The sequence below is a fragment of the Neisseria sp. 83E34 genome (assembly GCF_001308015.1).
GTDB lineage: Bacteria > Pseudomonadota > Gammaproteobacteria > Burkholderiales > Neisseriaceae > Neisseria.
In genome coordinates, this window is record NZ_LGYH01000012.1 from 1 (window position 1) to 26,018 (window position 26,018).

Below are 26,018 nucleotides of genomic sequence, written 5' to 3' on the forward strand. Positions count from 1 at the left end.
TAATCTGTATTGTTAAAGAGCGCGAACCAATCAAAACAGCTTGTGCTATAATAACCAGTTCGTGAATCACTGCAGCAGCAGCGAAGAAACCGAACTATACCCAACAACCCAACCAGCGTCAACACCCAAAACAACTCAAATATACCCAACAAACACTAAACAAATGTTTTATATGAGAATTTAGTTTACAGCCTATTTATTAATATAACCTCTAAAACAAATTTACTCCCCACATATGCCAGCATCAGGCTAATAAATCCCAACACTGTCCAAATAGCCGCATTTTTCCCCCTCCATGCCATCATACTTCTTTTTAAAAGCAAAGTACCGTAAATAAACCAAGAAAAAATGCCGAATATTGACTTATGAGTAAATTCAAATGGGCGACCAAATACTTCTTCTGCAAAAAATGTGCCACTGACCACCGAAATGCTCAACAAAATAAACCCCACCCACATACCTTGGAACATTAACTTTTCCAAACTAAGCAAAGGTGGCAAGAATGACACTAACGACGAGAATTTACGTTGATGTAAATCCCGACTTAACCACAAAATCAGAACTGCTAACAACGTGATGATAGCAAACATACTATATGCTATTAACGATGCACCTATATGCGCCATAAAAGGAATATTTTCAATAGAATACCCTGTATATTTGCCAGGAAACACGGCTGCAAACAATAAAGAAATAGTTGCAATTGGGTAAAGAAGCAGCTGAAGCCCTCTTAAATTGTAAAAAAAACTGCCCGCAAAATACATAACCAGCATCAACCAGACAATCAGGCTTAAAGCATAGCCAAAGCCCATAACCAAAACCCTATCAACTAATATCGGCAACAGCACTATCGCCCCATGCACAAGTGTCGCAGGTGCCAGAATGCTTAATTCTATTTTTAAAGGATAAGTGTCACCGTTGCCATTTTTGTAATACCGCCAAACAAAAACAGCTAATGCGGTATAAATCACCATAAGTAAAATCATTAAAACCGGCATAGCAAACATCCCTGGTTACGCATATTCAGAATAGCGTATGTGGTGTAAAATACGACGATTTTACCAAATATCCGCATACTGTGTTGTGTTTACACAGCCTGTATGTTTGTCGTTATCAAGGATTTAGAATGTTAGATAATTTAACCAACCGCTTCTATTCGGTATTCCGAAATATTCGCGGCCAAGCACATTTGGATGAAGAAAATATCAAACCGGCTCTGCGCGAAGTGCGTTTGGCGATGCTGGAAGCCGATGTTGCGTTGCCTGTTGTAAAAGATTTTGTTGCAAATATCAAAGACAAAGCTATCGGCAAGGAAATCAGTGAAAACCTAACGGCAGAACAAGCTTTTATCAGCATTGTCAATCAAGCGCTGATAGAGTTGATGGGTAAAGAAAACAGCGCTTTAAATCTCGCAGCTACTCCTCCCGCGGTGGTATTGATGGCAGGCTTGCAAGGCGCGGGTAAAACCACCACGGTAGGTAAACTCTCCCGCCTGTTGAAACAGCAAGACAAGAAAAAGAAAATTTTAGTAGTTTCTGCGGACGTGTACCGCCCTGCTGCCATTGAACAGCTCAAGCTTTTGGCAGAACAGGTAGGCGTGGATTTTTTCCCCTCAGATACAAGCCAAAAGCCGGTTGAAATTGCCCAAAAGGCACTTGAACATGCCAAACGCAACTTCTATGATGTTTTAATGGTCGATACCGCAGGCCGCTTGGCTATTGATGAAGAGATGATGGACGAAATCAAAGCACTCCATGCTGCGGTTAAGCCTATCGAAACCTTATTTGTTGTTGATGCCATGCTGGGTCAAGATGCGGTTAATACGGCGCAAGCCTTTAATGAAGCGCTGCCGCTGACCGGCGTTATCCTAACTAAAATGGATGGCGATTCACGTGGTGGTGCGGCCTTATCAGTACGCCAAATAACCGGCAAACCGATTAAATTCATCGGTGTCGGTGAGAAAATCGACGGTTTGGAGGCTTTTCACCCCGACCGCATCGCCAGCCGTATTTTAGGCATGGGCGACGTTTTGACCTTGGTGGAAGATGTTCAAAAAGGTATTGATGAAGAAATTGCTGCTGAAATGGCTGCCAAGCTGCGCAAAGGCAGGGGCTTTGATTTGAATGATTTTAAAGCCCAAATCCAACAAATGCGTAAAATGGGCGGCTTGGAAAACATTATGTCAAAGATGCCCGGGGAATTAGGTCAGATTTCCAAACAAATCCCCGAAGGGACTGCTGAAAAAGCCATGGGGCATGTTGAAGCCATTATCAACTCGATGACACCAAAAGAGCGCGCTAACCCAGCCTTAATCAAAGCCAGCCGCAAGCGCCGCATCGCAGCAGGCTCAGGCACGACTGTGCAGGAAGTGAACAAAATGCTCAATCAATTTGAGCAGTCGCAAAAAATGATGAAAATGTTTAGTGGCAAAGGCATGTCTAAACTGATGAATCTGGCCAAAGGTATGAAAGGCAAATTCCCTGGCTTCTGACTTTCGGATGCCTGTCTGAAAGAAAGTTTTCAGACAGGCATCTTCATATTTCCCATCAAACCGACCTAATCAATAGGATTCCATTATGTCCCGCTTCCGCACAGAACCAGCAGTTGCATTTTCCGAACAAAACCGCACTGCCGTTTTACTACTCAACCTCGGCACACCTGAAGCGCCTACGGCCGAAGCCGTTCGCCCCTATCTGCGTGAGTTTTTATCTGATGAACGCGTGGTGGAGCTACCCAAAGTATTGTGGCAACCTATTCTGCACGGCGCGGTGTTAACCTTACGCCCTAAAAAAAGTGCGCACGGCTACGAAAAAGTCTGGTTTCCCGAAGGCTCTCCGTTAGCCATTTATACGGAGCAGCAAGCTGCCGGATTGGCTGAGCAGCTTCCTGACGTGATCGTTCGCCATGCCATGACTTATGGCAAACCTTCCATATCCGATACAATCGACGAATTAAAAGCACAAGGAGTATCCCAGCTTCTCGTGATCCCGCTTTACCCTCAATACGCTGCCTCCAGCGCCGGTGCCGCATTGGATAAAGTTTTATCCACTCTGTTTTACCAACGCAACATGATGAGCCTGCGTACAGTTAGCCGTTTTTATGATGACGAACACTATATCAATGCCTTATCGAAGCAAATCCAAGCCTACTGGGCGCAGCACGGGCGCGGTGACAAAATCATGTTCAGTTTTCACGGTGTACCCCAGGCCAATTGTGACCAAGGAGACCCTTATTTATTCGAATGCAGTAAAACGGTACACCTGCTTGCTGAAAAGCTGGATTTAAAACAACAAGATTACATCATGGCCTTTCAAAGCCGCTTCGGAAAAGCCAAATGGATAGAACCGAGCACACAAGATCTATTGGAGATCCTGCCAAAGCAAGGTGTCAGCAAACTTGATGTGGTCTGCCCCGGATTTATATCAGATTGTTTGGAAACCATGGAAGAAATCGCGATTGCAGGGCGCGAAGCATTTCATGCCGCGGGCGGTACGCAATTTAACTATATTCCCTGCCTCAATGCCAATCCGGCTTGGATTGATGCTCTTGGCAAGTTGGCCAAGCAGCATCTGCAAGGCTGGATATAAATCCGAACCAACAAACAATGCCTGTCTGAAAATTTCAGACAGGCATTGTTTATGTATCGCCATGAAATCCAATCATTACTACAAATTGCAAAACCAAGCCTTATAATGATTAGGTTTCACAGCAATACCACTTTAAGACAAAATCTTGCCCACAATCTCGGCCACATCTTTCGACAAGCCTTCTTTTGCCGCAATATTTTGCAACTGCAGTTCCATCAATGCGCGGCGCTTTGGCCCCAAGCGTTTGCAAATATTGAATGCCTGCACCAATCTCGCTGCCACTTGCGGGTTAAACGTATCAATCTGCATCACTTTTTCTGCTAAAAATTCATAGCCGCTGCCATTTTCCGCATGGAAATGCGGTACATTGCGGCTAAACGCACCAAGCAATGAACGGGCTTTATTCGGGTTTTCCAAACTGAATTTCGGGTGCTGCAAAGCGGTTTGCACTTTAGCCAAAGTGTCGCTGCGGCGGCTCGAAGCGGTAAGCATAAAATATTTATCCATTACCAGCGCTTCTTCGCTGAATTTTTCAGCAAACCGTTCCAACAAAACATTGCGTTTTTCGTCTTCCACATGATTGATCGCACTTAAAACACCCCACTCATGCGTCATGTTTTTCGCCATTACATCATAATTTGCCGCAACTTCGATAATGCGTTTCGGATTGGCTCTCAATAAAAACGCACGGCAAGCATTGCGTAGTGTCCGCCGGCCGGCCTGTTGCGGCTCATATTCATAAGGCTGTGCCAAACCGCTGCTTTCTTCCCGATTTTTAGTCAGTTCGTTTTGTGCCAACCATTCTACTTCACACGATTTGGCAATATTGTCCAACAATGCCTCCCGGGCTTGGTGTACGCGTAAGGGTTCGATATTTTCACCGTCTGCCCACAACTCGGCTTCCGCCGGAATCTGCAATAACACGGCTTTAAATGCCGGATCAATATCCGATTGCAATACCGTTTTCACTGCATCAATCAAAGCATCATGCTGCGGCAAAGGTTTTCCTGCAGCCAACGCTGCTTCATTTTCTACAATCGCACGCCGGTAAAGCGTTTGCCCTGCTTCCCAACGTGCAAACGAATCATTGTCATACGCCAAAAGCAGACTCAATTCGGCATCGCTGTAAGGATAATTCAAATGCACCGGCGCGGAAAAACCGCGCAACAGCGAGGGCACAACTGGTTCCCGTACATCTTTCAATTCAAAAACCTGCTCTGCCTGCTCCAACACCAAAACAGCCTCTTCTACTTTTTTACCGTTATACTCAAACAGCACGACTTGACCTTGGTTATTAAGCAAGCCCACTTTCACAGGCATCAGCATTGGCTGCTTCTCCGCCATATCCGGCGTAGACGGCACGGTTTGTTTGATTTTCAGGTTCAGCACGCCATTTTTCAGACAGGCATCCACGTCCAGTACCGGCGTACCCGCCTGGCTATACCAAAGCGCAAACCGTTCAAGGTTAATGCCATTTGCGTCCGCCATTGCAGCACGGAAATCATCACAAGTTACTGCCTGACCGTCATGCCGCTTAAAATAAAGCTTCATGCCTGTCTGAAAACCTTCTTCGCCCAACAGAGTATGATACATCCGCACCACTTCCGCGCCTTTTTCATACACAGTCATGGTGTAGAAATTATTCATTTCCACATAAGACGCAGGGCGTATCGGATGTGCCATCGGCCCCGCATCTTCCGGGAATTGATGTTGACGCAGCAGGCTCACGTTTTCAATCCGGCGCACAGCGCGCCCTGCTCGGTCGGCAGAAAACTCCTGATCACGGAATACGGTTAAGCCTTCTTTAAGCGAAAGCTGAAACCAATCGCGGCAGGTAACGCGGTTACCCGTCCAATTATGGAAATATTCGTGTGCAATCACGCTTTCCACGCCATCAAAGTCCGCGTCGGTTGCCGTGCGGCTATCAGCCAATACGAATTTGGTGTTGAAAATATTTAAGCCTTTATTTTCCATGGCGCCCATATTGAAATCGCCTACGGCCACAATCATGTAAATATCCAAATCGTATTCCAAACCGAAGCGGGTTTCATCCCACTTCATAGCATGTTTCAACGACTCCACCGCAAAGCCGACTTTATCCGCATCTTCGGCACGGGTATAAAATTCAATCGCCACTTCGCGCCCACTCATGGTAGTGAACGTGTCTTTGGTTAATGCTAAATCGCCGGCTACCAACGCAAAAAGGTAGCTCGGCTTATTAAACGGATCTTCCCATTTCACCCAATGACGGTTGTGTTCCAGTTTACCGCCGTCAATTTTGTTGCCGTTGGAAAGCATCACAGGAAAACGTGTTTGGTCGGCAATAATGGTAGTCGTGAATTTACTCATCACATCCGGACGGTCGGGATAAAACGTGATTTTTCGGAAACCTTCCGGTTCGCACTGTGTATAAAGGTTGCCACCCGAAGCATACAAGCCCATCAGGGATTTATTTTTATCGGGAAATACTTTGGTTTCAATTTCCAATGTAAACGGCTTGGTCGGCACGTTTTCTAAAGTTAGCCGCTCATCCGCCAGTGTATATTGCTCAACAGCCTGCCCATCCAACGACACGGAAATTAACTCGGCAGAACCATCCAGCACCAGCGGTGTTCCTGCATTTACGGGCTCAACGCTTAAACGTGATGTAACGCGTGTTTCCTCATCTAAAATATCGAAAGTTAAATCTGTTTGACGGATATGGTAATCCGGTGCTTGATAGTCTTTCAGATAATGAACGGTATTTTGCTGCATGCTTTTTCCTTGTAAATCTATCATCACGCTTAATTATACAGAATGCCTGTCTGAAAAACCTTTTCAGACAGGCATGGGTTTTATTTCGTGCAGTTTATAGTTATAGTCAATCAACACATTTTTGATACAAGGCAGCAAGCCGAAGACAATACAAGTTAGTACGGGGCTGATTTTGTCGCTGCTTCAGCAGCTTACAAAATCATTCTCTTTGAGCTAAGGCTCAGCAACGCCGTAGCAAAAGTTAGACTGACTAAACTATAATTGCTGCAACGCAGTTTTCATAACGACCATTCTCTTTAAATCCAAATGCCTGTCTGAAAAAATTTTCAGACAGGCATTTCAATTAAGGCATTAACATACCGCCGTTTACATGAATGGTTTGACCGGTAATATATTTAGCCTGATCGCTGGCTAAAAACAACACAGCATTAGCAATATCCTGTGCCTCACCAAATTTACCCAACGAAGTTTGTGCTTCAAACATCTTACGGGTCTCTTCCGGCAAAGCGCGGGTCATGTCGGTATCGATAAAGCCCGGCGCTACGCAGTTTACGGTAATGCCACGGCTGCCCACTTCGCGCGCCATCGATTTAGAAAAACCGATTAAGCCGGCTTTAGCAGCCGCATAGTTGGCCTGCCCCGCGTTACCCATTGCGCCCACTACAGAAGTGATATTGATCACACGGCCACTGCGCTGTTTCATCATGCCTCGTAACACAGCTTTGGAAGCACGGAACACAGATTTCAGATTCACCTGCATAATCTCATCCCACTCTTCTTCTTTCATACGCATCAATAAGTTATCGCGTGTAATACCGGCATTGTTTACCAAAATATCCAATTTGCCGAATCCTTTTTCAATCTCGGCAATCAGATTTTCGATACTGCCTTCTTCCGCCGCATTCAATGCGCGGCCTTGTCCGCCCCATTGCGCCAAACGCTCTCCGATAGCCTTGGCACCACTCTCGCTCGTAGCCGTACCGATAACCGTGGCACCTGCTTGCGCCAAAGTATCTGCAATCGCCGCGCCAATACCACGCGATGCGCCGGTTACCAGAGCAATACGGCCGGATAAATCTTGAGTTGTCATAATTGGCTTCCTGTTTATTTCAGTTGGAAAAATTCAAAATCTTTGGTATCTGGAATTTCAATGTTTTCAGACAGGCATAGTGTTTATTATGCCTGTCTGAAAACTATAATCTCTGTTTGAATTAGTGCGCTTCGATAAACGCCGCTACTTGTTCGGCATTTGTCAGCGCCGAGCAGACGGCCGCTTTGTTAATGCGTTTTGCCAATCCTGCCAACACTTTTCCCGGGCCGCATTCGGCAGATTCCGTAACACCTTCTTCTACCAAAGCATTCACTGTTTCAGTCCAACGCACGGGGCTGTAAAGCTGGCGCACAAGGGCATCTTTGATTTTTTCGCCATCACCGTACGAAGCAACATCAACATTGTGAATCACGCGGATTTTCGGTTCTCGGATTGACACTTCTTTCAAAGCCTCGGCTAATTTCTCAGCGGCAGGTTTCATTAAGCTGCAATGCGAAGGCACAGACACAGGCAAAGGCAACACACGTTTCGCACAGGCCTCTTTCGCCAGCGCCATTGCGCGCTCTACTGCTGCTGCATTACCGGCAATCACAACCTGACCGGGAGAATTGAAGTTTACCGCTTCCACAACTTCACCTTGCGCGACTTCTGCACAAATAGCTTTAACTTGTTCATCTTCCAGCCCCAAAACCGCGGCCATTGCTCCCACGCCCTGAGGCACGGCATTCTGCATCAGCTCCGCACGTAAGCGCACGAGTTTTACGGCATCGGTGAAGTCCAAAGAACCCGCAACAACGAGAGCCGTATATTCGCCCAAACTGTGCCCCGCCACTACGTCAGGCTCTTTACCGCCGGCTTCCAGATAAGCACGATAAGTTGCCACACCGGCTGCCAACATTAAAGGCTGTGTATTCACAGTTTGACCGATAATCTCGGCATCTTCACCATTTATCATTGCCCACAAATCTTGGCCTAACACATTGGAAGCTTCGTCAAACGTTGCCTTTACCACAGCCAGGCCTTCGAAGCCGTTCATCATATTCAGGCTTTGCGAGCCTTGACCGGGGAAGAAAAATGCAAAAGACATATCATTCCTTTTAGTTTCTTAAAAATGCGAGCATCGGCTCTTTGGCAAAAAAGATCAGCAAGGTGTAAGTTATCGCTATGTTTGCCAATACTACCAGCCAAAACATGGTAATAAAATTTTGTTTTGAAGTTTTGTGATTACATATCACTCTAGCCAATAATCCCCCGGGCCAGCCGCCGATCAATCCGATAAAATGCAGGGTACTTTCCGGTATTCTTCTCTTCTGCTCTGACTTTGACAGCGTTGCATTCTGCAAAGCCGCACATTTATCTGTATGATAACAAGTCATCGCAATCAAACTGATCAACGCATAGAAAAGGGCTGTGATTAAAGAAAGGGTGTAAACCCAATAAAAATAGGCACCAACAATCGGTACTGCAAGCAATAGCCGTTTCACTTTATCATCTGCCTCTCCCATTTCATAGGGCACATCGCAATAGAGCCATTCTTCATGCTCACTTAATACCACCCTAACGGCTTGCTGCCGGGCTTCCGATATCGGCTTATTGCAATAAAAACTAACCAACTGGCCTTCTTTCGGCCTCAGCTTGGTATAGTGAAACGCTTTAATATGAAAAAAAACCTGCTTGTCTTCTGCACCGCTCTGTATAAATCCGAAACCCTTCTCATCATCCCATTTTACAATATGGCCTCTCAACGACATAAAAGCGGGAAACACCATATTTTCTTTAATTTGCTGCTTACTTTTGTCGACGGGTGCTACCGGAGGAATAAAACTTGGCTGATCCTGTTTTTTTCGTGCGGCGTAAACTCTTCCCGCATAACTGGAACCGGCATATCTGAGCTCTGCGGCCAAGCGCTCTTCTTCCAGATTTGCTTCATCCGGCATGTTTACCTTATCAATAATGCTGATTTCAGTAAGCATCCAATGTTGGTTTTCATGTTTGGTCAGATAACCCTGTAATACATCTCCTATTTCGGGAACACGGGTTCTGTCTGTCAAACATTGGCCCAAAACGAAAACAGGCACCTGCTTGCGCAGGCCATAGATACCATACCCCCCGTTATACCTGAGATCCCATGACTTAACTGTAATCCGTATCAGGCCGCCTTCTTTCGGCGGCGGAAGCGGCTCGATTGAAGTTGCATACAACCGGTTTTTATCGTCTTTTTGTACCCGGTAACAGACTTCATCCCCTACTTTGGGTGAAATATAAAATTCCGGCAACTTTTCAGCAATCAGTAAGATATTTTCACTGATGCTTTGGCTGTCCGGTTTGATAGAACCGATTTTTTGATGGTTGAACCAATGAGCAATCGTACCGTAATGTTCTTGAGTATTTTCTAATGTTTGATTCATCCGTAAGCTAACCCGTAAACTTTGTCTGACGTCACTTTTTCAGACAGGCATAGTATTTAGTATTTATTATAACTTCTTATTTAAAGAGTCAGTATTATATATTTTGATTTCAACCCGTTTTCTTCAAATTACCGAAAGAAAACAACATAAAAGTTAACGCTCAATCTATTATCAATCTGAGCAAACTTTAATACCTAACCAAAACCGCACCCCAAGCAAATCCGCCACCGATACCCTCTAACAGCAAGACTTGCCCTCGTTTGATTTTTCCCGATTTAATACCCGCATCCAAAGCCAATGGAACAGAAGCAGCGGAAGTGTTGCCATGATCCTGAACCGTTAAAATCACCTTGTCCATACTCAAGCCCAAATGTTTGGCTGTACTTTCAATAATGCGTTTATTGGCCTGATGCGGCACAACCCAATCCACTTGGTCGGCAGTCATGCCTGCCTCCTGTAAAACATCCTCGGCAACCTGTGAAAGATTTTTCACGGCAAATTTATAAACACCCGGGCCGTCCATAGTCAAGAACGGCGTACCGCAAATCTGCCCATTGGCAATCTGCCCCGGTGTTTTCAATAAATCCAGATAATTTCCATCGGCCTGTAATCTGCTGTGAATAATACCGGCCTCATCCGAAACGCCCAGCACTACCGCTCCGGCGCCATCTCCGAACAGAACGCAGGTTGAACGGTCATTCCAATCCAAAATGCGGCTGAAAATCTCCGCACCGATGACTAACACCTTTTGCGCCATGCCGCTTTTAATATACGCATTTGCCGTAGTCAGCGCATACATAAAGCCCGCACACACCGCCTGCACATCAAAAGCAGGGCAACCGCCAATGCCGAGCTTTTGCTGGACAATCGTTGCAGTAGACGGAAACTGCATGTCTGGGGTAGCCGTTGCTACGATAATCAAATCGATATCAGATGCACTCAACCCCGCATCGGCCAATGCGGCTTTCGCCGCAAAAACAGCCAAATCGCTGGTTTTTTCGTTATCCGCGGCAATATGCCGGTTTTTAATACCGGTGCGGCTGGTAATCCATTCGTCCGAGGTGTCAATAAACTTCGCCAAATCATCATTACTGACACGCTTGGCGGGCAGATAAGATCCCGAACCGAGAATTTTCGCATATTGCATGGCGTGGCCTTTTATAGTTTTTAAACGATTTTTCTATTGTATTAAATATGGAAATTTCACTCAATCAAAATTAAACGATTTACCAAATATCCATTCTTTAGCTGATTAATTCAGAGATCATTCCTGAAGATAATGTTCAATGTAAATAGCTGTTTCTGTATCAATTCATCATTCCTGCAGATGTTTGAATTATGGCTCAGTCTCGTCAAGATGTGTCAGCGCAAAGCAAAATATAAACAAAAGTATTACTGTGTTTCTGTATCAACACCACGTCGACAGCTTCCAACTTTTTCAGGCAGACATTCAAAATCGCAAACTATGCCTGTCTGAAAACATAATCAAAAAATACAACACCTTTCAGCAACAAAAAAGCCGGCTCAAACAGCCCGGCTTTTCAGCATCAAAGTTTATTTCACTGCCAACTTACTCGCTCCGCCCAAATAAGGCTGCAATGCTGCCGGAATGTTAATTGAACCATCGGCATTCTGATGGTTTTCCAATACGGCAACCAATGTGCGGCCCACAGCAAGGCCGGAGCCATTGAGCGTATGCAGCAAACGGTTTTTGCCGTTTTCATCTTTAAAGCGTGCTTTCATGCGGCGGGCTTGAAAGTCTTCGCAATTGGAACAGCTGGAAATTTCGCGGTAGGTATTTTGTGCCGGCACCCATACTTCCAAATCATAAGTTTTAGCCGCACCAAAACCCATATCACCGGAGCAGAGCACAATCACACGGTAAGGCAGCTCCAGCAATTGAAGGATTTTTTCTGCGTGGCCGACCATTTCTTCCAACGCATCATAAGATTGCTCGGGATGAACAATTTGCACCATTTCCACTTTATCAAACTGATGCTGCCGGATTAAGCCGCGCACATCTTTACCGTAAGCACCCGCTTCGCTGCGGAAACAAGGCGAATGGGCGGTTAGTTTTAACGGCAATTCGTTTTCGGCCAAAATACTGTCAGCCACGGTATTGGTAAGTGTAACTTCTGCAGTAGGAATCAGATACTGCGTGGTTTTGCTTTCATCGCCACCGCGGGTTACATGAAATAAATCTTCTCCAAATTTTGGAAGCTGGCCGGTGCCGAACAGTGTGGTGTCATTCACGATATAAGGCGTATAACATTCGGTATAACCATGCTGCTGCGTGTGGGTATCCAACATAAACTGCGCCAACGCGCGGTGCAAACGGGCAACCTGATTTTTCATCACAGTAAAGCGCGCGCCGGAAAGTTTGGCACCGGTCTCAAAATCCAAGCCCAACGGTGCACCTAAATCTACATGGTCTTTCACTTCAAAATCAAACTCACGCGGCGAACCGACTTTGCGCACTTCAACATTCTGTGTTTCATCTTCACCCAATGGCACACTTTTGTGCGGCAAATTGGGAATAGTTGCCAACCAGGCATCCAACTCGGCTTGCACAGCCTCATAATCAACAGCGGTTTGTTCTAAGTCGGCTTTAATCTGCGCCACTTTCTCCATTGCCTGACCGGCTTCTTCGTGTTTGCCCTGACCTTTCAATGCGCCGATTTTTTTGGACTCGCTATTGCGTGCAGCCTGTAATTCTTCGGTTTTCACTTGCAATTGTTTGCGTTTGTTTTCAAGCGCTTCAAAGCGTACTGTGTCGAATTCGTAACCGCGCGCGGCCAAGCGCTCGGCAACGGCTGCTGTGTTATTACGGAGCTGTTGAATGTCTAGCATGAGGAATCCTTCAAAGTGGGATTGAAATAAATGCGTATTTTAAACCATAGGCAGTAAACTTCAACACTATACCTGCTTTAAGAGGTGATACTAAAAATGCCTGTCTGAAACGTTTCCAGACAGGCATTATGAAATTTAGGCACTGTTTAATTATTTACCCACTTTTTCCAGTTTCACATCAAATACCAAAACGGAGTTGGGCATGATATTGCTTTGGGGCGGCGGATTTTTTCCATAAGCCAATTCGGCAGGGATGTAAAAAGTTGCTTCGCTGCCTTCTTTCAGCAATTGCAGACCCTCTGTCCAACCTTTAATCACACCGTTAAGAGGGAAAGTAACAGCTTGGCCTTTGCTGTTGTCAAATTCCGTGCCGTCAACCAGCTTACCGACATATGCAACGCTCACTTCATCTGTTGCCTTAGGCTGTTTGCCGCTGCCTTCTTTGGTGATTTTGTATTGCAGGCCGCTGGCTGTGGTTTTCACGCCCTCTTTGGTTGAATTCTCTTTTAAGAAAGCTTGGCCTTTTTCCAGCTCTTTTTGTGCAAATCTATCTTCAACAGCTTGCAGCGTTTGCCCTGCCTGCTCCAGCGACATCTGTGTTTTTTTACTTTCCAACGTATCGGAAATTGCTATAGTGAAGCTTTCGAGATCCACTTCAACACCGGCTTCTTTAGCATTAAAAAAACCGCTGCCGATTTGGGCGCCAAGCAAGCCGCTGAGATTTTTCAGCTGTTCGGCGCTAAACTTAGGCTCCGTCCCTGAAGATGCTTGCTGCATGATCGCAGGTACTTCTGTTGAAAGCTTGGCGAAGGTTTCTTTACTAAACAAAGGTTCTTTACCCTGCGCAACGGCTTTCACATTTTCCAACAGATAGGCATTATCGAATTTCACGCCGCGCTGCTTATAGGCTGAGGTCACGAAATCAGTCAATTGCAAGCCCAATGCGTAACCTACGGTGGTAGGCGCCATATTGGTCGCACCGGCACCTGATGCGGCAGCCGGAGCCGATGAGCCGGCTGCTTGTTCGGCGGTACCGTTTTGCTTGCATGCAGCAAGGGATAGTGCGGCTGCTATCGCCAAAGCGCTGAATTTAAGAGTTTGTTTCATATTCTGCTTTCGATTTGAGACTAGGGAAATAATAGGCTGGCATTCTATAAGAGAATTAGTTTAAGTTTCGTTATATCGTTAAAGAACGTGAAAATGCCTGTCTGAAAACGGTTTCAGACAGGCATTGTTAAAATTTCAGAATATCTTAAACAGATACTTTAATACCGGCAGTAACGGTATTCTGGCTTTGTGAGCCGGTAGCCGAAAGGAAAGAAGAAGCCAAGTCACTGCAACAACCACAACAGGTAGCCACGCCCAACTGAGCTTGTAAATCACTCAAGGTCATCGCACCCGCAGCAACGGTTTCTTTAATTTGGTGGTCGGTAACGGCATTGCAGATACATACAAACATAATGGCTCCTCCACATGATGCTTTGCAGTGTTATAGCTTGTAATCCTAAATGAGATTTAGTCGTGTTCGTAAATATAAATGCAAACAGTTTTTATTGCAAGTATTGAGATTGTAAATTATGCCGATAGTTTTAAACAAAAAATAACGATGCCTGTCTGAAAACGCGCTAACTAAAGAAAAAGCAATGTAAAAAGAGTGTAAATAGGATATGATTCAATATCCTAAATATTAAATAAAAATACCGGAGAATCTGTGTTTCGCAGCGAGCATGTTATTACGCAGGAAGTGTTGTTTGAACGCGCCGCCGACTCCTACGCCACTTTCGCGCAAAGTCTGGCAGACTTGAAAGCTCGGCAGCAAATATTTGCTACCCTTCCAGTAACCAAACGGGCTGCTTTGCTTTCAGAATTCGGCAGCAGGTTAAAAGCAAAGCGAGCCGAACTTGCCCGCATGGTGTGCGAGGAAGTGGGACGCTGTTTGAGAGAATGTGAAGCAGAGCTGGATAAGTCGGTTGAGCTGATTCATTATTACAGCCATCTTTCTCCTGAATTACTCGCGCACAAAACCATCGCGACCCAAGCCAGTTTGAGTCAAGTCCGGTTTGAGCCTTTGGGCATAGTATTGGCTGTGATGCCGTGGAATTACCCGGTATGGCAAATTTTGCGTTTTGCCGTGTCTGCTTTATGTGCAGGAAATGCCTGCGTGGTCAAACCCGCCCCCAGCGTAGCCCGAGTAAGCGCGGCTTTGTTTGATTTGGTCGGCAATGATTTGCCTTTTATTCCTGCATGGCTTGCGCATGAAGATTTGGAAAAAGCCATTGCGGATACAGATGCACTGGCTTTTACGGGTTCGGTCGAAACCGGCCGTATTTTGGCCGGATATGCAGGCAGACATTTGAAAAAAACCGTGTTGGAACTGGGCGGAAGTAATGCTTTTATCGTGCTTCCGGGTGCCGATTTAGAGCAAGCCGCTAAAGATGCCTGCTATTCGCGCTTCCGTGATGCCGGCCAATCATGCAATGCAGCAAAACGAATTATTGTTACCGAAGCTGTGGCAGATGAGTTTATCCGATTGTTTTTAAAAGAAACTGCCTGTCTGAAAATGGGCAACCCCATGCTTTCAGAAACAACCCTGGCACCATTGCACAGAGAAGATTTACGCGCACAAGTTCACGGGCAGGTGCTTGATGCGGTGAACAACGGCGCAACAGTTTTGTGCGGCGGCTTTCTACCCGAAGGCACGGGCTGGTTTTACCCGGCAACGGTTTTGGCTGACGTAACCTCTGATTGCCGCGTATATCATGAAGAAGTATTCGGCCCTGTGGCCGTTTTATTGCTTGCCCGCGATGCGGAAGATGCCGTTTACTTGGCCAATGACAATCCTTTTGGTTTGGGCGCCAGTATTTATACCCAAGATGAAGAAGCCGCATGGCAATATGCGCAGAAACTGCAAACCGGCGCCGTGTACATTAACCGGCATACCAGTAGCGATCTACGCCTGCCTTTTGGCGGTGTGAAAGCATCGGGGTTCGGAAGAGAATTATCCGAATTCGGTTTATATGAATTCGTGAACATAAAAACTTATTGGCAGAAATAAAAAATAATGAATACACAATGGAAACAAATTTGTCTAGCTGCGTTAGCATCATTTCCGCTAATGTTGCATGCGTCTGACTTGCAAAAAGCATATTTTACTGAGCGCGGACAATATATCGCGGAAACCACGAACGCGGCTTACGAGCGCCAATATGAAGTTGACGGAGCCACCGCAAAAGTGCGCGATTTCTATTATCCGTCGATGAAAAAATATTCTGATCCGTATGAAATTCCAGTATCGGAAATTAAAAAATTCGTACCTAATCTACAAAACGGCACACTAACACTTTGGCATTTCAACGGAACAAAAAAAATGGCGGGTTCTTACCGTCAAGGCAAACCGCACGGCATTTGGATTAATTGGTATCCCAATGGTAAAAAATCTGCCGTTATGCCTTATGTAAACGGTAAAACAGAAGGCTTGGGAGAGCGGTTTTTCCGTAATGGCCGTAAAGAAAGCGAAATCCGTTTTCGAAATGACAAAGCCAATGGGCTGCATAAGCAATGGTATCCAAGCGGCAACCCTAAAAGCGAAAGCATCATCCACAATGACGAAGTAACTACTTTAGTCACTTGGAATGAAGATGGCCGTTTAACTTCCGAATTAAGCATTGCCAACGGCAAGCGCAGCGGGATCGTTTTGGATTGGTATCCTAACGGCGAAAAAAAATCCGAATCCGCATATCAGGATGATGTGTTAATAAACAGAACCGTATGGGATGAAAATGGAAATGTCTTGGAGTAAACCTTCCTCCGGAATATGCTTATGCTGAACATACTTTCATCACAATAAAACAATGCCTGTCTGAAACAAATTTTCAGACAGGCATTGTTACAGTTCCAGCATATGTCTATTTTAAGAAGCTTCGCTCTCAGAACTTAATTTCTGCGACCCGTTTTTCTGTTTGATTTCACGTTGCAAGTAACGCAAAAAAGCATCATAAATATTGATATTCATACTTTGTACCAAAGCAGCACGGGCCTGCGGCATTTGAGCTTCAACATTCTCAGGCTCTTCAATACTTTGTACTTCAATCAATACCGGTTGAGGTAGATTTTCGGCCAATACATAAACCGGTTTGTCTTTTTGAGGCTTAGCTTTCAAAAGCGCATTCACCTCTTCCGGACCTAACACACGGCCTGCTTCGGCCCGAGTCAGTTTTTGTACCGGAGACCACTGCACATCAACCTTCTCACCGGTTTTCAAATCAGCCAAAGTTTGTTTGGCTTGATCAAGTGCCAATTTGCGGGCTTGCGAAGCCAGATAAGCTGATTTCACTTTTTCTTTGGCGGCTTCAAACGATTCCGTTGTTTCCTGACGAACATCTGTTACACGCACCACGGTAATCACACCGTTGCCCACAGTGATTGGCTCGGAATTATGCTTACTTTTCAAAGACTCTTCACTAAATAGCGTTTTGGCCATTTCAGGAGAACCCATCTTTTCTGTTTCACGTTCCGCTTCAGCTTTGGTTACCCATTGGTCAATCGTATTGAGTTTAACCCCCATTTTTTCGGCAACTTTAGCCAAATCTGTAGGATGGTCGAATGCGGCGGTTTCCAACTCCTCACGCGCTTTAAGCATCGCTTGCTGAGCTTTTTTCAGCTTGATTTCTTCCTCCAATAAAGCACGATCTTGTTCAAAATTCGGTTTATCGCGGATTTCATTCAGCTTGATAATATGATAGCCATAGTCAACTTGAACCGGCCCGCTCACTTTGCCCTGCTCCATCGCAAATACTGCGTCTTCAAAAGCTTTAGGCAACTGACCGCCTTGCTGAATAAAACCCAAGTTCCCTCCGCCTCCAACGGTTGCAGCATCTGAAGAGTATTGTTTGGCCAACTCCCCAAACGATTCAGGTTTGGCTTTCGCTTCTGCAGCAACTTTCTCAGCCAATTTTTTGTTGGCTTCTTTTTCTTCGTCTGAATTACCCAAAGGAATCAGGATATGCTGTACAGAGCGACGTGGTTTTCCTTCATTGGCAGACTTTTCATATGCTTCTTTTAGTTCTGCTTCACTAACCGTTTGTTTGCCGATCAAATCTTCCGGCGCCAATGCGATATATTGAAACTTCACAGCCTGCGGCAATATATAATTTTTTTTATTAGCTTCGTAGTAACTTTTCAGTGTCGCGTCATCCAAGCTTACTTTTGCCAAAAAAGCTTCCGGATTAACTGTAGTCATCCGCACAACACGCGCAGCATTTAAGATGCTGACAATCTGCTTGGCTTGTGCATCGCTGACAATGGCACCATCTCTCGACAGATTTTCCAAAGTCTCTAAAGCCAAAGCATCACGTTCCTGCTCAACCAATTGATCTTCTGAAATGCCGATTTGTTGAAGATACTCATTAAACTTAGCCTGGCTGAATTGACCGTTTTCCTGAAATATCGGTGTATGAGCAATATTCTTTTTAAGCGTTTCCATAGAAACACCTATACCCATCAAACGTGCACCTTCTATCAGGTAAGCGTGTTGCAACAAACTTTGATAAATACTAGCGGGAAGCACACCCGCGTTTCCACTATTTTGTAGATTTCTCAAAGCCTGATCAATTTGCTCCTGGCTGATTTTCTGGTCGCCGACTTTCGTGATGTAATCAGACTCACCAAAAGCCACACTATTCACACCAAAACCGACAAATGTTAAAGCAATCAATCCGATAATGACCTTGGCCAGGCCACTGTATTTTTCTATGGTATAAAACATAGTAATAATTAGAATATAAAAAAGGGCATTGTAACGTATTTTAGTTTTTTACGCACAAACGCCCGAATTGAGTAAACATCTTATTTGTTAATAAAACAGAGACATTGCAGGGAGCAATCATCAGTCATCCGAATAATACTTGATTTATTCTGAGGCTTCTGACGTATCGCTTTGCGTAGCCACATCTTGCTCTTGCAATTCTGTTTCTTTAACTGCTGCTTTTTCCGCTGCTTCGGCTTTTTTTGCTGCCAAACGTTCAAGAGATTCTTTCACGGCAGGGTTTTGCGCAGCAATTTGCTGCTCTTCCGGCGTAACTTCACCTTTAAAGCGGTTATTCAAATCAAAACGTTTACCACCTTTAGCCAAAGCTTTCAGATAACGGGGACGGCGGCAATGATTGGCCAAAACCCGTGCGATTAAAGCCGGGTCGTATTGTGGCATAGCAGTAATCAAATCCTGATCAATACCAACAGCTAACGGTTTAAACCGTTTAAAAACATCATATTTACCGTAGATATGATCGGCAATCATATCGGTTTGTTTCTTCTTGCTCATGGTTTGCACAGCTGTTTTCAATGCTGCGCCCAAAGCGGTTTCTTGGGTCATTTTCGTTTCCTATTTTAGGGTAACAAATATTTTTATAGATTCCTTAAATCTGCTGTTTTTTGTTGATAAAGTCCAAGTTTTGATTTAGTCGGAAATTATCTCTAGTAGCGACAAAACCAAATTTTATCCTTTTGAAGTTCCGACAAAATAATGATTTGGTTTTTTCGTCATAAAATCTGGCGGCATTGTAGCTGAAAAGCAAAATTTTCGCCAACCCAATCCGTCTTATTTAGTATATCTATTAAGAAAATAAGGTAATGCCTGTCTGAAAACTTAGGCAACATACCTTTTAATTTTCAGACAGGCATTCGTAAAAAATAAACCGGCTTATTTAAACGTGAAAGCTTTCACCGCAACCACATTCATCTTTAACATTCGGATTCTTAAATTTAAAACCTTCCTGTAAGCCTTCCTTCGCGTAATCCAACTCGGTACCATCAAGGTACACATGGCTTTTCGGGTCTACAAACACTTTTACACCGAATCCCTCGAATATCAAATCTTCTGGTTGAATCTCGTCAACAAACTCTAAAGTATAAGCCATACCAGAACAACCACTGGTTTTTACTCCTAAGCGGATACCCTCGCCTTTTCCGCGCTTAGTAAGAAAATTTCGGATATGGTTGGCCGCTTTTTCAGTAAGGGTAATCATAATTTGATCCTCATTTAATCAATCCGGCATTTCAGAGCTGCTTGCAAAGCAAGAAAACTATAAGAATTAATTTAGTTGCTTAGAAAGCCTGCATTGTGTTTATGCTTATCCACCAGTTTTGGATTGTTGCTTTGCCCATTCTACCGCTGCTCGAACAGCACTTTTAGCTTGAGGGCTATTTTTCCAACAAGCAGAACCGGTTAACACAGCACCTTGTTGCAAAATATCTTCCACATTGGCAGCCGCCAGCTGCGTAACGTCATCCAAGCCCATTTGCTGCAAGCGCTTCAACACTGTTGGAGCCATACCTTTCTGCGCCAATAAAGATTGGATTTGTGTTTCAGTAAAAGCCATCACACACCTCATCAAACACGGGCTTGATACGTTACAGATTAAACAATGCCTGTCTGAAAAACTTAAACGCCTTTTTTCTTTTTATAATCAGAGATGGCCGCTTTAATAGCATCTTCCGCCAAAATAGAACAATGCACCTTTACCGGAGGCAACTCTAATTCTTCGGCAATTTCACTATTCTTAATAGCCAAAGCTTCGTCCAAACTTTTGCCCTTTACCCATTCTGTAATCAAAGACGAAGATGCAATAGCCGAACCGCAGCCATACGTTTTGAATTTAGCATCTTCAATTACACCTTCATCATTTACCTTAATTTGTAATTTCATCACGTCACCACAAGCAGGGGCTCCGACCATACCCGTACCGACTGATTCATCATTTTTATCAAACGAACCGACATTGCGCGGATTCTCATAATGATCAATTACTTTATTGCTGTATGCCATGGCTTTTTTCCTTCATGATATATAGTATGTTTATTGAGATGGTGGGTTTACCTTATTTCGCCAATAAAGCTTCCCAATCATCATATTCTCCGTTGTATTGTTCAGCGAGTGCTTCCAGATTAGCCGCTATCTTCGCCATTCTCTCTGCATCAATGTAATCAACATGGGTCAGCGTTACTCTGTACACTTCTGTGTTATCTATTGAACGATTAATGTCATTTAAATATTTACCCAAACTCCCTGCCGCACACGCAAATGCTTCTGCATCTGCCAAACTATCGAAATAAGCATAGTGATGAATTGGCCTCAATTGGGAAAGGTTATCCCCATAATTTTGCAAAGCTTCAATCATGGGGGCATTACGCTCATAAGCCCGAACCTCCCTACTAGGTAGCAAGGTATTTCGGTAAAGCTGCCAATCAGGATCATCTTCTGCATTTCCGCCCAAAACGAACGGAATTTCAGACAGGCTGTTTAAATATGCAGCATTGGTTTTGTGGAACAAATCCGCATCATCTGAATAGAAAAAGACGATACGCTGCCTGTGTGAAGTAATTGAACCTACCCAAATACCGCTTTTTTTCGCTTCGGCATGTTCTATAATACCTTCTATAAAAGCTTGCAAACGCTCCACTTCTCGCTCTGTCGGCAATCCGTTTGCTTCACCTTTATACCCTAAGGCAATGTTGCATAATATAGGCTTACCTGCTAACGGCGCCTTATCAGCTAAATCGGTACGGACTCTAATAATGCAAGGGCTTCCATCAGGAAAACTTGCTGCATAGCAATGACATTTGGCTAAATCGACCATAACCCATCTTTCCGCTTCTCCATGTTGCAATTTTTTTATTATAAACTATTACAAGGTTTAGTGTTCGGCCCATTCCACCGTGCTTAAGTCAATACCTTCTTTAAACATTTCCCACAAGGGAGACAACTCTCTTAATTTATCAATTTTCGATTTAATCAGTTCTGCTGCAAAGGCAACTTCTTCTTCCTTGGTCATACGACCAAAAGTTATACGCAACGAACTATGAGCCAATTCATCATTGCGACCTAATGCACGTAATACATAAGATGGTTCCAAACTGGCCGAAGTACAAGCCGAACCGCTGGATACAGCCAACTCTTTCACGGCCATAATAAGGCTCTCGCCTTCAACGAAATTAAAGCTTACATTCAAATTTGTTGGTACTCTATGTTCTAAATCGCCATTGATGTAGACTTCATCGATACCTTCAATGCCTTTTAAGAAAATGTCGCGTAATTTCAAAGCATGAGCATAATCCTGTTCCAGCTCTTCTCGTGCCAGACGGAAAGCTTCCCCCATACCGACAATCTGATGCGTCGGTAAAGTACCGGAACGGAAACCTCTCTCATGCCCGCCACCATGAATTTGCGCTTCAAGTCGTACTCGGGGTTTTCGGCGCACATAAAGCGCGCCAATACCTTTAGGCCCATAAATTTTATGTGCGGAAAGGCTTAATAAATCAACTTTAGCCGCTTCCACATCAACGGGGGTTTTACCTGCGGCCTGCGCTGCATCAACATGAAAAATAATCTTATTCTCGCGGCAGATTTCACCAATAGCCGGAATATCTTGAATTACGCCAATTTCATTATTTACCCACATAACCGAAATCAAAATGGTATCCGGGCGGATAGCTGCTTTCAGCTCTTCCAAATCAAGCAAGCCATTTTCTTTAACGCCCAGATAAGTCACTTCAAAACCTTGACGCTCAAGCTCACGCATAGTATCTAAAACGGCTTTATGCTCGGTTTTTACCGTAATCAGATGTTTGCCTTTGGTTTTATAAAAATTGGCCGCACCCTTAATCGCGAGATTATTAGACTCAGTGGCACCGCTGGTGAAAACAATTTCCTTAGCATCTGCATTAATAAGTTTCGCAATTTCCACTCGTGCATTTTCAACAGCTTCCTCTGCAACCCATCCGAAACTGTGACTATTTGAAGCAGGATTTCCGTATATATCGGTTAGATAGGGAATCATCTTTTCGGCCACGCGGGGGTCAACAGGAGTAGTGGCTGCATAATCGAGATAAACTGGTGTTTTAATGGTCATGGTATTTGTTCTTTCCTAATGATCAATTTTATATATTTGATTTTTCTTCAGAAAAATTTAGTTGATTCAGGTTAACGTATCTGCTGAAAACTGATTGCTTGTATATTCCGATTATTTTCAGCAGTATATTGCTCCAAAACATTCTGCAATGTTACATTGCATAAATATTCATCAATTTTTTGATTTAATGTTTCCCATAAATAATGGGTAAGACAAGGTGCGCCTTTATGACAATTTGCTTTGCCATTGCATTGTGTAGCATCCAAGCTATCTTCGGCGGCTGAAATAATCTGAGCAATATTAATTTTATCCGCACCTGCAGACAATATATATCCTCCTCCCGGCCCTCTCACGCTTTCTACTAAGTGCGCCCGCCTTAATTTGCTAAATAGCTGTTCGAGATACGATAAAGATATATTCTGCCTTTCGCTGATAGCATTAAGCTTTACTGCCCCATGATTAGCATGCATAGCCAAATCCAACATGGCAGTTACGGCAAACCTGCCTTTCGTAGTCAGTCGCATAAATTCTTTACTCTATATTATGTATTATATGTATTAAACGAAATTTAAAGCATTTCGTTTAAGATTTAGTCCGACTCTAAAATTTTCAGGGAAAAGAGATTGTCCAATATCCGAGTGTTTTAGTCAAGTATTGAGATCAGATGCTCTTAAAGCCACTTATAATTTTCAGACTACTACCCGCTACCCATTATTATGGCTTCTTGAAGCACGTTTAATTAATTTAAATACCTACCCACACCATTCAGGCAAAAAAAATTGGAATATTTTTTTTCTTAGTATAGAATGGGACGAATTTTATTTGCACAAATACCTGAGTATAAGCATTAATAGCAAACAAACCCTGTTAAACAGCGCTATTTGTAAATACCCACTTACAACCCTTATAGGTAATAAAAATGAAACGAGATTTAAGCAAAATGACCTGCATTGAAGACTTGCGCAGGGTAGCTCAACGTAAAGTGCCGAAAATGTTTTACGATTACGCTGATTCTGGTTCATGGACTGAGGCAACTTATCGTGAGAATACAACTGACTTTAAAGACATTAAATTCAATCAACGTGTTTTAGTAAACATGGAAGGCCGCAGTTTGGCCACCAAGATGATCGGCCAGGACGTAAAAATGCCGGTTGCCATCGCCCCTACCGGTTTCACCGGTATGCAGCATGCCGACGGTGAGATTCTGGCAGCGCGCGCAGCAGAAAAATTTGGCATTCCATTTTCATTATCTACCATGTCCATCTGTTCGATTGAAGATGTGGCAGAAAACACCAGTGCACCTTTCTGGTTTCAGCTTTACGTGATGCGTGATCGTGAGTTTATGGAAAATCTGATTAAGCGCGCTCAAGCAGCAAAATGTTCCGCGCTTATCTTAACTGCCGACCTGCAGGTTTTAGGCCAACGCCACAAAGACATTAAAAACGGTCTTTCCGCACCTCCCAAACCAACATTGGCCAACCTGATTAACCTCGCCACCAAACCCGAATGGTGCATGAAAATGCTCAACACTGAGCGTCGCACATTCCGCAACATCGTAGGTCATGCCAAAAACGTAGGCGATTTATCATCTTTATCATCTTGGACTTCCGAGCAGTTCGACCCGCGTTTGAGCTGGGATGATGTAGCACGCATCAAAGATTTGTGGGGCGGTAAATTGATTATCAAAGGCATTATGATGCCTGAAGATGCTGAACTTGCTGTTAAGAGTGGTGCAGATGCCCTTGTTGTTTCCAACCACGGTGGCCGCCAGCTTGATGACACCATCTCAAGTATTAAAGCTTTACCGGATATTGTCAGCGCAGTGGGCAGCGACATTGAGGTTTGGTTGGATAGCGGCATCCGCAGCGGTCAAGATATTCTAAAAGCATGGGCATTGGGCGCCCGCGGCACCATGATTGGCCGTGCCTTCCTCTACGGTTTGGGCGCTTATGGTGAAGATGGTGTTACCCGCGCCTTAGAAATCCTATATAAAGAGATGGATGTTTCCATGGCATTCACCGGTCATCGCGACATCCACGATGTAGACCAGCAGATTCTGGTTCCGGGCACATACCCAACCCCTATCAAATAATTTGATATAAGTATGAAGAAACACAATGCCTGTCTGAAACTATTTCAGACAGGCATAATTTATTTGTAACCATTTTTATAAGGAAAATAAGGGGCAGATTAGCCATAACTCGAATCGTGGCTGCAAAAATAATCTTTTTTGTGTTAAAGTTTGGTTTTCATAACTTCATTGGGCACAAGCGGTTGATGCCGCTTTTTTTATTGTGTTTCGAGAAAGAAATTCTTAGTATGCAGTCTTGGCAACTTCCCGAACATATTGCCGACATTCTGCCTGATCGCGCACGGCATCTTGAAAGCGCGAAAGAAAGATTATTGGCCCTCTTCCGTTCTTACGGATACGAACTTGTGCACCCGCCCCTTATGGAATACAGCGCTTCGCTGCTTACCCATATTGATACCGGCCTCTCACTCAAAACCATACGCGTAGTGGATCAGATAAGTGGCCGCCAATTAGGTATTCGTGCCGACATCACACCCCAAGTCGCCCGTATCGATGCCCATCTTTTATCGGCCAACAACGGAATCAACCGTTTATGTTATTCCGGTTCCGTACTACATGCAAAACCCGAAGGCTTTCTGACAACGCGCGAGCCTTTTCAGACAGGCGCAGAGCTGTATGGTTACGAAGGGGTAGAAGCAGACATCGAAATCATCGAATTAATGCTCAAGAGTCTGCAAATAGGCAATATTAACAATGTATTACTGTCCCTCGGCCATATCGGCGTTTTCCGTTCGCTTGCCAGCGCTGCCGAACTGAACGAAAGTCAATCTCAACAACTATTGGCTTTAATGCAGAATAAAGACACCGATATCATTAAAAAATTAGTTGGTGAATGGAAACTTGACGGCATGTGGGCCAAAGCGTTTACCCTACTCCCATCTTTATACGGGGGGCGCGAAATAATCGAAGAGGCTCGCCAACGTTTGCCCGATTTATTCAATGTCAACAACGCATTAGACCAGCTTGAAACGGTGTGCAACGCATTTTCCGATCAACCGATGCATATAGACCTCTCCGAATTGCGCGTCGATAATTATCACACCGGCCTACTCTACGCCGCCTATGGCCAACACAGCCACGACGCAATCGCGCGCGGCGGCCGATATGACGGATTAGGCAAGCATTTTGGCCGTAACCGGCCGGCTACCGGTTTCAGCTTCGACTTACGTCGGTTTACCGGCAGCTTTACCGAACAACGCAACCTTCCTATCAGTGTTGCTTATCAAGACCTAGAAGCAGCACGCGATGCGGTTAATCATCTACGCGCAAACGGCGAGCGCGTTATCATTGATTATGGCGTTGAATCTAACGATAGCATTGCTTCCCGTCGATTAGTGTTGAAAAACAGCAACTGGGAAGTTCAGTAATTCC

At 44.4% G+C, this 26,018-nt stretch carries 23 protein-coding genes; 6 read left to right on the plus strand and 17 right to left on the minus strand.

All coding sequences use genetic code 11. The features are described from left to right. Window positions 1-185: 185 nt before the first annotated feature. Window positions 186-998 (minus strand): inner membrane protein YpjD, encoded by an 813-nt coding sequence (locus AKG09_RS10480; RefSeq protein WP_040666951.1) that lies wholly within the window; start codon window positions 996-998, stop codon window positions 186-188. A 128-nt stretch (window positions 999-1,126) separates the two neighbouring features. On the opposite strand from AKG09_RS10480, the gene ffh reads away from it, so the two are divergent. Together ffh and hemH are read left to right on the plus strand one after the other, a co-directional pair. Beyond that, entirely contained in the window at window positions 1,127-2,491 is a 1,365-nt protein-coding gene (gene ffh / locus AKG09_RS10485) for a signal recognition particle protein (protein ID WP_009116345.1), read from the plus strand. An 85-nt stretch (window positions 2,492-2,576) separates the two neighbouring features. Further along, window positions 2,577-3,587 carry a ferrochelatase gene (hemH, locus tag AKG09_RS10490; RefSeq protein WP_054619396.1) on the plus strand — a complete coding sequence of 337 codons (1,011 nt, stop codon included), beginning with the start codon at window positions 2,577-2,579 and terminating at the stop codon, window positions 3,585-3,587. 132 nt (window positions 3,588-3,719) lie between these two features. Here hemH and pepN read toward each other — a convergent pair whose 3' ends face one another. The 8 genes from pepN to AKG09_RS10530 form a co-directional block, all read right to left on the minus strand. Beyond that, complete coding sequence (pepN, locus tag AKG09_RS10495; RefSeq protein WP_054619397.1) at window positions 3,720-6,341, minus strand: aminopeptidase N; 2,622 nt, start codon at window positions 6,339-6,341, stop codon at window positions 3,720-3,722. A gap of 343 nt (window positions 6,342-6,684) precedes the next feature. Beyond that, complete coding sequence (gene fabG / locus AKG09_RS10500; protein ID WP_054619398.1) at window positions 6,685-7,431, minus strand: 3-oxoacyl-ACP reductase FabG; 747 nt, start codon at window positions 7,429-7,431, stop codon at window positions 6,685-6,687. A 121-nt stretch (window positions 7,432-7,552) separates the two neighbouring features. Then, on the minus strand, window positions 7,553-8,479 hold the full coding sequence (gene fabD, locus AKG09_RS10505) for an ACP S-malonyltransferase (RefSeq protein ID WP_054619399.1): 927 nt from the start codon (window positions 8,477-8,479) through the stop codon (window positions 7,553-7,555). A 10-nt stretch (window positions 8,480-8,489) separates the two neighbouring features. Continuing rightward, window positions 8,490-9,800: a DUF1294 domain-containing protein gene (locus AKG09_RS10510; protein WP_054619400.1), complete on the minus strand. Its 1,311-nt coding sequence runs from the start codon at window positions 9,798-9,800 to the stop codon at window positions 8,490-8,492. A gap of 187 nt (window positions 9,801-9,987) precedes the next feature. After that, on the minus strand, window positions 9,988-10,947 hold the full coding sequence (locus AKG09_RS10515; protein ID WP_054619401.1) for a beta-ketoacyl-ACP synthase III: 960 nt from the start codon (window positions 10,945-10,947) through the stop codon (window positions 9,988-9,990). A gap of 407 nt (window positions 10,948-11,354) precedes the next feature. After that, a complete protein-coding gene (gene serS / locus AKG09_RS10520) occupies window positions 11,355-12,650 on the minus strand; it encodes a serine--tRNA ligase (RefSeq protein ID WP_054619402.1) in 1,296 nt (431 codons plus the stop codon). 150 nt (window positions 12,651-12,800) lie between these two features. Beyond that, window positions 12,801-13,757: an FKBP-type peptidyl-prolyl cis-trans isomerase gene (locus AKG09_RS10525; protein ID WP_231623931.1), complete on the minus strand. Its 957-nt coding sequence runs from the start codon at window positions 13,755-13,757 to the stop codon at window positions 12,801-12,803. A gap of 145 nt (window positions 13,758-13,902) precedes the next feature. Beyond that, window positions 13,903-14,109 carry a (2Fe-2S)-binding protein gene (locus AKG09_RS10530; protein ID WP_054619403.1) on the minus strand — a complete coding sequence of 69 codons (207 nt, stop codon included), beginning with the start codon at window positions 14,107-14,109 and terminating at the stop codon, window positions 13,903-13,905. 252 nt (window positions 14,110-14,361) lie between these two features. On the opposite strand from AKG09_RS10530, the gene AKG09_RS10535 reads away from it, so the two are divergent. Together AKG09_RS10535 and AKG09_RS10540 are read left to right on the plus strand one after the other, a co-directional pair. Next, the gene (locus AKG09_RS10535) at window positions 14,362-15,705 is read left to right on the plus strand and encodes an aldehyde dehydrogenase family protein (protein ID WP_054619404.1); all 1,344 of its coding nucleotides are present in this window, start codon (window positions 14,362-14,364) and stop codon (window positions 15,703-15,705) included. A 6-nt stretch (window positions 15,706-15,711) separates the two neighbouring features. Beyond that, window positions 15,712-16,449 carry a toxin-antitoxin system YwqK family antitoxin gene (locus tag AKG09_RS10540; protein ID WP_054619405.1) on the plus strand — a complete coding sequence of 246 codons (738 nt, stop codon included), beginning with the start codon at window positions 15,712-15,714 and terminating at the stop codon, window positions 16,447-16,449. 111 nt (window positions 16,450-16,560) lie between these two features. Here the strand turns inward: AKG09_RS10540 and AKG09_RS10545 are convergent, their stop codons facing one another. From AKG09_RS10545 to iscR, 8 genes are all read right to left on the minus strand, one after another. Next, window positions 16,561-18,414 carry a SurA N-terminal domain-containing protein gene (locus AKG09_RS10545; RefSeq protein WP_054619406.1) on the minus strand — a complete coding sequence of 618 codons (1,854 nt, stop codon included), beginning with the start codon at window positions 18,412-18,414 and terminating at the stop codon, window positions 16,561-16,563. Between the two features lie 144 nt (window positions 18,415-18,558). Further along, the gene (locus AKG09_RS10550; RefSeq protein ID WP_054619407.1) at window positions 18,559-19,020 is read right to left on the minus strand and encodes a ProQ/FINO family protein; all 462 of its coding nucleotides are present in this window, start codon (window positions 19,018-19,020) and stop codon (window positions 18,559-18,561) included. Between the two features lie 331 nt (window positions 19,021-19,351). Next, a complete protein-coding gene (gene iscA, locus AKG09_RS10555; RefSeq protein WP_054619408.1) occupies window positions 19,352-19,675 on the minus strand; it encodes an iron-sulfur cluster assembly protein IscA in 324 nt (107 codons plus the stop codon). 102 nt (window positions 19,676-19,777) lie between these two features. Next, complete coding sequence (locus tag AKG09_RS10560) at window positions 19,778-20,026, minus strand: hypothetical protein (protein ID WP_054619409.1); 249 nt, start codon at window positions 20,024-20,026, stop codon at window positions 19,778-19,780. A 62-nt stretch (window positions 20,027-20,088) separates the two neighbouring features. Further along, window positions 20,089-20,472: a Fe-S cluster assembly scaffold IscU gene (gene iscU, locus AKG09_RS10565; protein ID WP_009116326.1), complete on the minus strand. Its 384-nt coding sequence runs from the start codon at window positions 20,470-20,472 to the stop codon at window positions 20,089-20,091. 52 nt (window positions 20,473-20,524) lie between these two features. Continuing rightward, window positions 20,525-21,283: a DUF695 domain-containing protein gene (locus tag AKG09_RS10570; protein ID WP_054619410.1), complete on the minus strand. Its 759-nt coding sequence runs from the start codon at window positions 21,281-21,283 to the stop codon at window positions 20,525-20,527. A gap of 57 nt (window positions 21,284-21,340) precedes the next feature. Further along, entirely contained in the window at window positions 21,341-22,555 is a 1,215-nt protein-coding gene (locus AKG09_RS10575; protein ID WP_054619411.1) for an IscS subfamily cysteine desulfurase, read from the minus strand. 71 nt (window positions 22,556-22,626) lie between these two features. After that, window positions 22,627-23,079 carry a Fe-S cluster assembly transcriptional regulator IscR gene (gene iscR, locus AKG09_RS10580; protein WP_054619412.1) on the minus strand — a complete coding sequence of 151 codons (453 nt, stop codon included), beginning with the start codon at window positions 23,077-23,079 and terminating at the stop codon, window positions 22,627-22,629. Between the two features lie 395 nt (window positions 23,080-23,474). On the opposite strand from iscR, the gene AKG09_RS10585 reads away from it, so the two are divergent. Both AKG09_RS10585 and AKG09_RS10590 read left to right on the plus strand, forming a co-directional pair. Beyond that, entirely contained in the window at window positions 23,475-24,647 is a 1,173-nt protein-coding gene (locus AKG09_RS10585) for an alpha-hydroxy acid oxidase (RefSeq protein ID WP_054619413.1), read from the plus strand. A gap of 227 nt (window positions 24,648-24,874) precedes the next feature. Next, complete coding sequence (locus tag AKG09_RS10590) at window positions 24,875-26,014, plus strand: ATP phosphoribosyltransferase regulatory subunit (protein ID WP_054619414.1); 1,140 nt, start codon at window positions 24,875-24,877, stop codon at window positions 26,012-26,014. Window positions 26,015-26,018 lie beyond the last annotated feature (4 nt).